Genomic DNA, 11,451 nt, shown 5'->3' with positions numbered 1-11,451 from the left:
GAATCCTCATATTCCGCACGTCTAGCCGTTGACCATCTGCTTCATAAGAAACCTTTGGCTGGACTGGTAAGCTGCATCAACGAAACGTTTTGCTCTCTGTCTATCCGAACGAGCCAATGACCGCATGATAGCTGCGACAAGTCTCGCCTCTGGCCAGGCATGTCCCGCATGGTCCGCGATACGCCTCCTGACATCCCATAATCTGTCTGCGATAGAGACTGCTATTGCCGCGACGGTGGGCGAACAAATACGCTCCAGCATTTCATTAAGCTGGTCATGGCTCTTCAAGATTATAGAGCTTTGCGAGCAGTGTCGCGGCGCCTCATCGCGGTCCAACCCGTTTGTCAGGCGCGACCTTTCAATGGCAAAAGTGATAATGTTGTGCAGGATTCCTAAAAGCTCCGAGGCCTCATAATCCGGCGTCACAGCGACGAAAAAGCCGCGGCCTTCAACACGATTGATCAGTCCTCGTTCTGTCAATCTCATTAAAGCGTCTCGGACTGGCGCCGTACTGATTCCCAAATCATCGGCGAGGTCGGCGATGTTCACCGGAAGGCCCGGACGGAGATCTCCGGTGAAAAGCCGACGACGCAATTCCGCGACGACGATGGAATCATTCGATGGCCGCATCGTTTATCCTACATGAAAGTTGTGATTGTCTGTCATGCTTGGCTAAAGAATTGGCGATTTTGTGGCGAGTTTGGTAGAACATTCCCGCACTAGTAGAGAAAACTTCTGTAAAAAGTTGTCAGAAGAATCCGCGCCCAGTAGGATTAGGGATAGCAATTGAGCTTCGCTGAGTGCTGCCGGCAGAATATCTCAAGCCGCAACATATTGTAGAACATGGCAAAATAGTCCGTGATTGCGACTGTGCCGTTATATTCGATCTCCTTCTGCAGCCAAGTTGGATCAACGTTTAATGCAGGCGCTATGACCCCATTCACAAGAGTATCGTGGATCAGGTTTTTATTGTTCATAAAGTACATGAAGACGGCACTGGTTGCCGCTTTTTTGGTCCGCCGCCACGCTACGTCAAGCTTGTAGCGCGAGTGTAACAGCTGCCGTTGAGGCATGCGATCAAATCGCTCCGAATATAAATCACTCGGCTTTATATCCAGGGCAGACGATACTATGTTTTGAAAAAGAAGAGGGTGAAGACTGGTGACGCCGAATTCTCGACTGGTCTCATATTGCTGTAGGGCCTCCAGAATACTCCTGAGGTGATAATACTTCGCTGTATTCCGTGAATGTTTCTCCAGAGCCAGATGAGGGCGGGTCGATGGCACTTCGATCAACCGTTCAACGAACTCGCTGCTCGCCGTCTCCTTCGCGAAGGCCCTTTTGATAACATCGAATAAAGGAACGTTCTTCAGGCGGCTGAACTTTATGGCCTCTTGAACGAAGGCAAAAGGCCCGTGAACGAGCGCATCTTTCACGATGTAGGGCGTGGGATTTTGCATAAACACATTGTCTCCGCCCTGACCAGAGAGGAATAAGGTTCGGTCAGTGACACTCTCCTCGAAGCCTTCTAAAAAGGCTGCACTCCTATCTGTCGTATCGTGCGAAAATGGATACACGTCGAACGGCGACGTCACGGATTTTGATCCGTAGAAACGGCGTCGGACCGCAGATAAACGATATTCCGAGTGCAGTACCCGAAGATCACAGCCAAGATCTTGTGCAACCTTCTGAGCGATTTCGACCTCAGTATTCTGACTCTCTTCGGGAATAATCGTGTGAACGGCTTCACATGAACCTAATGCCTCTTTCGCTGCCGCCAATATGAGACTGGAGTCGATGCCACCAGAGAACCTGACGATGACGCGATCCTTTGCATGTGAAAATCGCCGTATGTTGCTAATAATCTCCTGGGCTAGCTCCTGCTTAGGGCGCGAGGGGAAATTACCCAAGGTACGCTCGACGCCACCGGAGTCGTTGAAAGTCACAGTCGAACCGATCTCTACTTGATAAACGCCGTCAAAAAGGGTTTCCTGCCCCGAAGCTAGGGTATCAAGCACAAAGTCCCGGGCATACGCTGCATTAAGGCCGCGCCGACCTATAGTCGTGTCGAAGGGTGTTAGCGTATCGGCTAAAAGCCAGTGATCCTCATCTCGCCAATAAAATATGTCTTTGTGTCTATAGAGGCTTGTCGTCACTTCGAAACTATCGGGAGAAATGGAAATTACAGTGAAAAATCCGACCGCTTCTTTCAGAAAGGTGGAGAGCTCGCAGGTAGAGGTACATGCCGTCATCTGCCGGTCACCGACATAACCTGTACCCGAAACGAGCGCTATGCCGTCACTGAGGTTGAGGACATCGTATTCGCTATCGAAGTAAAACGTGGACCGCCCGTTGTTATACTCGGTGCATGGTCTGGTTGCAGTCTGAACTTCGAGCGAGTGCAAGGAGGGGTGAGAGGTCGGCGCGATGAAAAGCATTTAGGCCACCGCAATAGTCGAAAGTTTCTCGCGCAGTTTTTCGTCGTCATTAATAACCTCGTTGCCATATTCCACCCAGGCGTGAGAGAAGAATGGCTTCGTCCGCACTCCAATGACGAGCGAGGCAGGAATGCCCTGGCGCCGCGCCATCCATACCAAGCTGTAGGAATATGCGAGGCATTGATTGCGTGTTCTATCGAAAGCGAATGCGGAATTGAGTGCGCGCATCAGAACGGCAAGGCGCTGCACACCATCATGAGGCAATTTGATGTCGGAGGGTCTGGCGGCTAAGTCGCCCAGGATGTCCGCCATGCTGGAGCGCTTAAGCTTCCAGTTTGTGCGGGCTACGACCGCGGTGGCAAATAGCTTGTCCTTTAAAGCACAAGTCGCGTCTACAAGGGGTGCCATCCACCGCTGCTCGAAGAAACCGTTGGTTCTATGGAGTAGGACGGGCGTAAACTCATCGGATGGCTCGACGATACCGGCGTCCTCAAGCGCTTGGGCAAGAGCAATGTCCTCGCCTTTCATCGCAAGGTTTAGGCGTTCCGCTGTTAGATCGGCCAGGATATGAAACTGATCTGTCTTCAGATCCAAAATGACCACGTCATCGTTACAGGACGCAACACGCAGGTGCTTCTTGATTGAGAAAGTCATCACAATGCAAAGGGCGGCCTTTCGACCGCCCTTCGTCCTCCGATCAGCCGTATTTCGTACCGCCGGTGGTATCAATTTCCTGGATGGGGCCACTGCCGCCCATCGTGCTCTTGACGGCACTCTTATCAACCGTCACGATTTTGAGATCAGCCACCTTGCGGCCTTCTGCCTGGTTATTGCGAGTCATTTACTCACTCCTTTGGGTTTGAGTATCGGGCCGTCAAGCCCGTCCTAAGTTCGCCACGACATAGACAAAAACGCAACATGGAGTAGAATATTACTAAAATCTAAAATATATTTAAGGTTGCAATATTTGCACGATTTGAGCCCTATATTTCCAATATATCTAATAATATCATAGAATTAACCTCATAAGCGTAACATTCAATCGCTCCATCGCTAAGGAAAGTCATCCGAAATATCTTTGACCCTTTGTGGCTGAGATCCGGTGTTAATTACCGGGTACACGGATCGATCCGGCCGCTAGAATGTGAACTGGTAGGGCCAGCTCTCCTGCTCGGCTCTCAACGGATCAACCTTCGGCCAGTTACGATTTCCAAGCAGGAATGGTTTATGGCGGAGCACGAGGCTACGGGGAGCGATGATCTCTGCTTCCTGACTTCGAGCTCGCCGGGCGGATGTGGCTGCTCACTTAAGAAAGTGCGGGGTTGAGATCGTCTCCGGTCCGGATGACAGAGATGAAGCGCGCGGCATGCTGCGATATGTTTACTGGCGGGACCAGGATGGCAGTCTGATCGGATTTCGTCCTACACGAACTGAGGACATAGGTTTGACGTGGGATTATTTATAATCGAAAACTCTTGAAACCGTTGGCTTGTTGAAAAGTCCTCGGTTAACTTGCAAGGGAACTTAGTGAAGACCAACTTTGGCTGATCGGTGTCAATCCTACGCGGTAAGATGCTCCTGATTAAAGGCCGCGTGCAGCGAGAAGCACTGCTCCAGCCAATTGAGTGCCAGTTCAGCGGTCTGCGTCAAAGCAGCAACGGTGCCTCGGGTGCCGTTTTCTTTTTCGCCCACAGCTCGCTTGTCCGCTCCATCGTCACCAACTCGGGCGGAAACGTCCGCTTCTGGAATGCGAGCGCATCATCGAAGCTACCGTGAAGCCACTGTTCGTACTCATCGGCATGCAAGAGAACCGGCATGCGATTATGCACTGGTTGGATCGCTTCGTTTGCATCCGTCATGACGCCGGAATAGACCGGCCCCCATTCATCGCTGATCCGCCATAAGCCCGCCCAGGCGAAGACCGGCTGGTCTTTCAAAGAGAACCACGTCCGGGTCATCCTGCCCTTTTCACCCTCGGCTTCGGCAAAACCCGTCACAGGGATCAGGCAACGCCACTGCGGTTTGCGCGCCAAGCCGATCCACATGCCCTTCGCAAGGTCAGCGATGTTGTTGACCGGCTTTGGTTTGGCTTCCGGCTTCATGCCTTTAAGGCGCAGGGGAAAGCCCCACACCATCGAGCGAAGCTCGCGAACGCCTTCGGTCTCCGTCACCACCATGCCAGGCGTGCCCGGATACACTTCCTCCGGTGCGTTGGACTGCATCGGGTTCGGCACGCGGAAGTGTGCAGCCACTTCCGCGGCGGACAGACGGACGGTGTACAAGTTACACATTCTGCGGACCTTTCGACTGGAAACCACGGACCTCGGTTACATAAGCATGTTGTCCCGACGCGGTGAAGCCTTGGAAGGCGAGACGCCGCTTTGCCAGCGATCGCGCGTATGCAGGATTTCGAAGTCTTCGGATGGCGGTGGCTCGCGAAACTGGAAGGCGATGACGTCCTCGATCGAGCCGTGGAGCCAGTGATCGTATTCTTCCGGCTTCAGCAGAACCGGCATGCGGTCGTTGAAGGGCCTGATCTTCTCGTTGGCGGTCGTGGTCATGCCAGCGAACACGGGGCCGAAGTCGGGGGTGTTCTTGCAGAACCCCGCCCAGGCCATCAGCGGCTGCCGGTTCCTCGAAAACCACGATCGGGTTTTTGCCCCTTTTACACCGTCGGGATTTGCGAAGTGTGTCAGAGGGATCAAGCAGCGATATCTGGGATGAACGACGATTCGATCCCAGAGCGGATTGGTGAGATCGGCGACGAGGCCTATTCGGCTCGGGGGCTCGCCCTCCCGTCGCATGTCACGTGTCTGCCGTGGGAAGCCCCAAGGAATCGACTTCAGCAGCCGCAGTCCATCCTTCTCCAACACGATCAGTCCGGGAGTGCCTTCGACAGTTTCGCTCGGCACCTTAACGGCCGGCGCCATGTCGACCGCGAAATGCGTGACAATCTCCTCCAGGCTTTTGGTGACTGCAAACAGGCGCGACACAGCGGTCTCCTCAGTGGAAGTTTCTGGATTTGATCTTCAGATTATCGATATGGAGATCGGGAATATAAATGTCCCGAGTTTGCACAGCGGGCTTGGGATAATCCCGTGGATCCGGTCCTCCTCCGTGCTTGACCTGATCGCCGCGGCCATGGGGCAGCGGGAAGTCACCAAGGCCGCCGTCCCGGTTACCAACGCTCGCCAGGTCGGTGGAGAAATCGAACAGGCGCTGAGCGACGAGGTGAACGACCTCGCCTTCCCGTTGAATGCGCCCGTTGATCGCCATCATGCTCGCGGTCATCAGAACCCGCCGCTGGCGTTCAAACAGCGACGGCCAGACGACCGCGTTGACGATGCCCGTCTCGTCTTCCAGCGTTAGGAACATCACACCCTTTGCCGAACCGGGGCGCTGTCGCACGAGCACCAGACCGGCCGTCCATAGCCATCTCCCGTCGCGTTGTCCCATCGCCTCGGCACAAGTAACGATGCCCTTGCGGTCGAGGTCTTTTCGGAGAAACGACACCGGGTGGGCTCGCAAGGTTAGGCCCGTATGCGAGTAGTCCTCGACCACTTCCCTGCCCTCGGTCATCGATTTCAGGGCTACTTCGGGCTCCTGCATTTCGGCGGTTACCTTGGCCTCGCGCTCAGCGGCGGCTGCCCAGAGTTCCAGCGGTTCGTCCCGGAGCGCCTTGATATCCCAGAGCGCCTGCCGTCGTTCCAGTTGCAGGGACGGAAGGAAAGCATCCGCTTCGGCAAGCTTCACCAGTGACGATGGCGATACCCCAGATCTTCGCCACATGTCATCGGCCGAGACAAACGGCTGGTCTGCCCGCGCCAGGATAATGCGCGCTGCGTCATTGGTGGACAATCCCCTGACAACGCGCATGCCGAGCCGAACAGCAAACCTGTCGGAATTGCCGATCCGTTCCATCGTACAGTCCCAGCGGGATTTGTTCACGCAGACGGGACGAACTTCGACACCGTGGTTTCGGGCATCCTGGACGATCTGCGCGACGCTGTAGAACCCCATCGGCTGGCTGTTGAGCAAGGCCGCACAGAACACATCCGGATGATGACACTTCACCCACGAACTCGCATAGGCGATCAGCGCAAAACTCGCGGCGTGGCTTTCTGGGAAACCGTAGCTTCCAAAGCCTTCCAACTGGGTAAATGTCTTTTCGGCAAATTCCCGGGTGTAGCCGTTCTTGACCATGCCCTCGACGAGCTTGTCCTTGAACTTCGACACGCCGCCTGTGAACTTGAACGTCGCCATCGCGCGCCTGAGCTGGTCGGCCTCGCCGGCGGTGAAACCCGCGCAGGTCATCGCCACCTTCATCGCGCTCTCCTGAAACAGCGGAACGCCGAGCGTCTTTCCCAGAACGGCTTCAAGCTCGGGCGTCGGATACTCGACCTTCTCCTTGCCCTCACGCCGCCTCAGATAGGGATGCACCATGTCACCCTGAATCGGTCCCGGCCGAACAATGGCCACCTGGACGACGAGGTCATAAAATGTGCGAGGCTTCAGGCGCGGCAACATCGCCATCTGGGCGCGGCTTTCGATCTGGAACGTGCCGAGCGTATCGGCCTTTCGGATCATAGCGTATGTGGCCGGATCCTCCTGCTCGATATCCGCTAAGCCCATGGGGATATTCTTATGATCCCGCAGCAGCTCGAAGGATTTCGCCATGCAGGTCAGCATGCCGAGCGCGAGCACGTCGACCTTCATGAATTTGAGCGCTTCGATGTCGTCCTTGTCCCATTCCACCACCTGGCGGTCTTTCATGGTCGCCGGTTCGATCGGCACCAGATCGTCGAGCCGATCCTGGGTCAGAACGAAACCGCCCGGATGCTGGCCGAGATGGCGTGGCGCGCCCATCAGCTGGGCCGAAAGGTCCAGCGCCAGCTTCAGACGGTAGTCGGCGGTATTCATGTTGTTGTCGATGAGCTGCTTTTCGCCGACACCTTCCGACCAGCCCCAGACGCCCGACGAAAGCTGCGTAATCAGGTCTTCCGGCAGCCCCAAGGCTTTGCCGACATCACGCAGCGCGCCCTTGGCGCGGTAGCGGGTGACAGTGGAACAGAGCGCCGAGCGCGAGCGACCATAGGTCTCGTAGATCCACTGGATGACCTCCTCGCGGCGGGCGTGTTCGAAATCGACGTCGATATCCGGCGGCTCGTCCCGTTCCATCGAAACAAAACGCTCGAACAGCAGGTCACCGGTTTCCGGGTTGATGCTGGTGATGCCGAGGCAGTAGCAGACAGCAGAATTGGCAGCCGATCCCCTTCCCTGACAGAGAATTCCTTGCGAGCGGGCAAACCGGACGATGCTGTAGACGGTCAGGAAGTATGGTGCGTATTTCATCACCCGGATGAGCTCGAGCTCATGCAGGATTGCTTTGCGGACCTTGTCGGGGATCCCCTCCAGGTACCGGGAAGCAGCGCCCTCCCAGGCGAACTTTGTCAGTGACTGTTGGGCATCGAGGCCGGGCACAAGCGCTTCTTCCGGATACTGATACTGAAGCTCGCTCATGTCGAAACGACAGCGGTCGACGATTTCGCGGGTTCGTGCCAACGCTTCCGGGTATTCCGAGAACAGCCGGTGCATCTCTTCCGGCGCTTTCAGGAAGCGATCGGCATGCCGCTCGCGATCGAAGCCGACACTATCGATCGTCGTGCGGTTGCGGATGCAGTTGACGATGTCCTGCAACTGCCGGCGGCTGGGATCGTGAAACAACACGTCGTTGGTGACGACCGTTTTGACCTTGTGGCGAGCGGCCAAGTTCGAGAGATTGTGAAGCCGCAGGCGATCGTTCGGGCGACGGCGCAGGCACAGCGAGACGTAGGCCCTGTCGCCGAAGATCGCAGCGATCTTCCTGAGCTGGCCCGCAGTAGTCTCGTCGGCCTCATCCGGCACAAGGATCGCGATCAGCCCAGCGCAATAGGCTTCCACATCCGACAGGTCGAGGATGCACTTGCCCTTGCCGCCCCGGCTCTTGCCGAGCGAAAGCAGGCGGGTCAGTCTAGAATAGGCTGGCCGATCGGTTGGGTAGACCAGGATCGACATGCCGTCGGAAAGGTCGATCCGACAGCCGACGACCAGTCTCACGCCTGTGGTCTTTGCCGCCTCCCAGGCGCGGACAATTCCGGCCAGCGAGTTGCGATCGACCACACCCAAAGCGTCAATGCCAAGCGCTGCCGCCGTGGCAAACAGTTCCTCGGCCGAACTGGCTCCGCGCAGGAACGAGAAATGCGTGGTGACCTGAAGCTCGGCATATCTCATCCGAACACCCCATGCAGAAACCAGAGGTGCGAGCCCGTGTCAGCATCCACGCCGTCACCGGCGCGGTAGACCCAGTAGCGTTCACCCGCCTCGTCCTCGACGACGAAATAATCGCGAACGGCGGCATGTTCTCTTGGACGAAGCCACCACTCACCAAAGATACGCTCGGGTCCGTCAGCTCGTTTCACCCGGCGGCGCTTTCCCCGCCAGGTGAACACAGCCGGCGGCTGGTCGGGGAGCAAGGCCGTCACGTCAATCCGTTCCGGGATCGCCAGTAGCCGCGATGGCCTCGGCCATTTGGCAGCCCATGTCGCTCCAGTCTCGTCGGCCATCGGACCGACGCGCATGACCGATCGCTCGGGAACGTCAGAGGCGACGGGGCTGACCCGGTAAAGCCGCTGGCCGCGATTGCCGAGAATGTCGACAAGCGGTGTGACGTCGACGACCGGTTCTTCGATCAGCGAGGATGCAGCTTGCCGCTCCTCGAGTGGCTCTGCCATGATGGCGACAAGCACCAGCCGTTCGATGCCGAAGCCCGGGTCGATTTTCTCGATGCGGTCGCAGAGAAGCTTTGACAGCCGGGCGGGGTCACGCACCGGTTTTGCCAATCCGGCTCGAATGCACTGGCGGGTGTCATCGACACGATGGATGACGAGATCAGAACGCCTGACGCCGAGACCACGTGTCTCCAGCTTGGCGGTGAGTTCCGCGACGAGTCGGCGCACATATTTGGCGATCGTTTCCGCCGCGCCGATCGGCTCCTGAAAGCTCTTCGCTGCCTCGACAAGCTCAGGAGTGCGCAACGGTTCGATGGGTTCTGCCACTCGCCCAAAGAGCTGATCCAGCCGCCGGCCGACCTCGGGACCGTATCGGAGCGTCACGGGAGCGCGCGGCATCGCGGAGAGTTCACCGACCGTCTCAACGCCCATCACCCGCAGTCCATGAATTGTGTCTGGTGGAAGACGCAGACAGTGGATCTGCAGGCCAGTCACCGCTTTTGCAACGCCGCCGACCGGAACAACCGTCGTTTCAGCCGACGTCACGCGGGTGATGGCATGCGCGGCTCCCCATGTGTCGGCAACAGCAGCACGTGCGGTCAGGCCCCGTCCTCTCAGCCCGTTGACCAGGCCGGATATCAACAGAGCTTCGCCGCCCTGCAGGTGATCGGCGCCTTCTGTGTCCATGACGATTCCGTCCATACCGTCGACGGCAACAACCGGGCTGTACTGGCGTAGCGCCCATAGCGCGAGGCGCTCAAGGGCAGCGGCGTCGGCGGCAGGATCGGCGTCGATCATCGTCAGGTTGGCCACGATCGCCTGGGCCTTGCTCGCCGGCATGCCGACCTTGAGGCCAAGCTTGCGCGCGGAGGTATCGGCAGCCGAGATCCAGCGTTTCGACCCCGATTTGGAAATGACGACGAGCGGCTGGTCAGCTGGCACGGCTGCCTCTCCATGCCGCCGGATCCGGTCTGTTGGCAGAGTGGGGAAGTAGACACACACGACCCTCGGCATCACAGGCTCCTATTTCAAACTCAGCACACTCGCCTGCTTTCACGCGCATCAATTCCAACAGCCATCGAGCCCGGCCGACACCCGCGACCGGCAGTTCCTCCGACGGAAGCACGCTCACCCTCCATCGTGTCGTCGAGGCCGTCGGATTGCCGAAGTCCGACGCTTCCGTCTGGCGCCGCCATCGCCGCACCACGAGCGCCATTGTCCCCGTCTTTTCGGCGGCCAGCTGCAGTCGCCGGGACGCAACCATCGGCAATCGAACCAGCTCTCCGACCACCGCTGCCAAGCCACCGAAAGAGAGCCCTTCTTCCATGGACGCTAGGACATCCTCCTCCCTGTCGCCTTCGCAGAAGATCACCCGGTCGGGATGCAGGCCGGCCTGGGCGATGGCGGGGAAAAACAGGTCAGGCCTCGTCAGGCACCAGAGCACCTTGCCCTTCGAGCGGGCGGCAATGCCGGCAGCAAACAGGGCCGCCGCCGCGCCGTCCACCGTGCCGGCTCCGCCACCGGCGACCTCGTGAAGCGCGCCATACGACAGCCCACCGCCCGGCAGACGCCCGTCCATCTCGCGGACCCCGAAGGGCAGTACGGCAGGCTTCTTCGCCCCGCCGCCTTCCAGGTGCGCAATACGATCCCTGAGTTCCTCGATGACCCGAGGGCTATGGGCGCGCGACATCGTTCACGGACCTCCCTCGGCTCGTGTTGCACGGACTTCATGTCCCCGAAAATTGTTGGCGTTCTTCTTTTGTTCCGTGTCCGTGACAGAGTCAAGCCGGTCTTATCGAGCTTATTTAGGCTCTACTAAAGCGCTATAGGCGAAATGATGAAACGAATCAGGAGCCTAGGCTGCGGGAGCCAAGTGACTCCACCGCCTCATTTTTTTCCGCGTTTTGCACAGGGACCTGAAACATGCTCGGCTGGATTGCGGCCAAAAACGAAAAAGCCTGCCGCGGGAGGAGATGCGGCAGGCTTTTCGAAAATATCCGAACAGCAACTGGGAGGAGGAGTGTTGCTGTTCCCGCGAACGCCCTTGGGAGGAGGAGAAGGACGTCTGCATATCGAACCAACGCGGGAGGAGGTGCATCGCTTCGATAGACACATTATACGCGTTGGCGCCGCCCATTAAATAGACTTTGCTGCAGCGCAGTTATGCCGAAAGCGCATATCAATCCCGGCAGGCCAGGTCAGTGATTCAGAGTCGAGCGCGCTCCTTGTCCAACTCTATGGAACAA

The 11,451-nt window shown here is 57.6% G+C and carries 9 protein-coding genes; all 9 read right to left on the bottom strand.

Features of this window, described 5'->3' with window-relative positions:
• Nucleotides 1-21 precede the first annotated feature (21 nt).
• The 9 genes from ABOK31_RS34460 to ABOK31_RS34420 all read right to left on the bottom strand — a co-directional run bounded on the left by ABOK31_RS34460 (nucleotide 22) and on the right by ABOK31_RS34420 (nucleotide 10,895).
• Entirely contained in the window at nucleotides 22-630 is a 609-nt protein-coding gene (locus ABOK31_RS34460; RefSeq protein ID WP_349963182.1) for a GntR family transcriptional regulator, read from the bottom strand.
• A 143-nt stretch (nucleotides 631-773) separates the two neighbouring features.
• Nucleotides 774-2,438, bottom strand: a complete 1,665-nt coding sequence (locus tag ABOK31_RS34455) for an asparagine synthase-related protein (RefSeq protein WP_349963181.1) — start codon at nucleotides 2,436-2,438, stop codon at nucleotides 774-776.
• Nucleotides 2,439-3,032: a lasso peptide biosynthesis B2 protein gene (locus tag ABOK31_RS34450; protein ID WP_350019324.1), complete on the bottom strand. Its 594-nt coding sequence runs from the start codon at nucleotides 3,030-3,032 to the stop codon at nucleotides 2,439-2,441. It lies immediately after the preceding gene.
• A 103-nt stretch (nucleotides 3,033-3,135) separates the two neighbouring features.
• Nucleotides 3,136-3,279: an acinetodin/klebsidin/J25 family lasso peptide gene (locus ABOK31_RS34445; RefSeq protein WP_349963179.1), complete on the bottom strand. Its 144-nt coding sequence runs from the start codon at nucleotides 3,277-3,279 to the stop codon at nucleotides 3,136-3,138.
• 805 nt (nucleotides 3,280-4,084) lie between these two features.
• Entirely contained in the window at nucleotides 4,085-4,729 is a 645-nt protein-coding gene (locus ABOK31_RS34440) for an SOS response-associated peptidase family protein (RefSeq protein WP_349963312.1), read from the bottom strand.
• Between the two features lie 36 nt (nucleotides 4,730-4,765).
• Nucleotides 4,766-5,431: an SOS response-associated peptidase family protein gene (locus tag ABOK31_RS34435; protein WP_349963178.1), complete on the bottom strand. Its 666-nt coding sequence runs from the start codon at nucleotides 5,429-5,431 to the stop codon at nucleotides 4,766-4,768.
• A 10-nt stretch (nucleotides 5,432-5,441) separates the two neighbouring features.
• Nucleotides 5,442-8,708 (bottom strand): error-prone DNA polymerase, encoded by a 3,267-nt coding sequence (locus tag ABOK31_RS34430; protein ID WP_349963177.1) that lies wholly within the window; start codon nucleotides 8,706-8,708, stop codon nucleotides 5,442-5,444.
• Nucleotides 8,705-10,219 (bottom strand): DNA polymerase Y family protein, encoded by a 1,515-nt coding sequence (locus ABOK31_RS34425; RefSeq protein ID WP_349963176.1) that lies wholly within the window; start codon nucleotides 10,217-10,219, stop codon nucleotides 8,705-8,707. The genes ABOK31_RS34430 and ABOK31_RS34425 overlap by 4 nt, the downstream gene beginning before the upstream one ends.
• On the bottom strand, nucleotides 10,137-10,895 hold the full coding sequence (locus tag ABOK31_RS34420) for an ImuA family protein (protein ID WP_349963175.1): 759 nt from the start codon (nucleotides 10,893-10,895) through the stop codon (nucleotides 10,137-10,139). Before ABOK31_RS34420 ends, ABOK31_RS34425 begins: the two co-directional genes overlap by 83 nt.
• Between the last annotated feature and the right edge of the window lie 556 nt (nucleotides 10,896-11,451).

The sequence above is a fragment of the Rhizobium sp. ZPR4 genome (assembly GCF_040215725.1).
Lineage (GTDB): Bacteria > Pseudomonadota > Alphaproteobacteria > Rhizobiales > Rhizobiaceae > Rhizobium > Rhizobium rhizogenes_D.
The sequence above is the reverse complement of the archived record's forward strand: the minus strand, read 5'-3'. Positions and strand labels throughout refer to the sequence as shown.

Coding starts and splice junctions, on each gene's coding strand:
- ABOK31_RS34445 (WP_349963179.1), bottom strand. CDS start 3,279: ATGACTCGCAATAACCAGGCAGAAGGCCGCAAGGTGGCTGATCTCAAA.
- ABOK31_RS34430 (WP_349963177.1), bottom strand. CDS start 8,708: ATGAGATATGCCGAGCTTCAGGTCACCACGCATTTCTCGTTCCTGCGC.
- ABOK31_RS34455 (WP_349963181.1), bottom strand. CDS start 2,438: ATGCTTTTCATCGCGCCGACCTCTCACCCCTCCTTGCACTCGCTCGAA.
- ABOK31_RS34440 (WP_349963312.1), bottom strand. CDS start 4,729: ATGTGTAACTTGTACACCGTCCGTCTGTCCGCCGCGGAAGTGGCTGCA.
- ABOK31_RS34425 (WP_349963176.1), bottom strand. CDS start 10,219: ATGCCGAGGGTCGTGTGTGTCTACTTCCCCACTCTGCCAACAGACCGG.
- ABOK31_RS34460 (WP_349963182.1), bottom strand. CDS start 630: ATGCGGCCATCGAATGATTCCATCGTCGTCGCGGAATTGCGTCGTCGG.
- ABOK31_RS34420 (WP_349963175.1), bottom strand. CDS start 10,895: ATGTCGCGCGCCCATAGCCCTCGGGTCATCGAGGAACTCAGGGATCGT.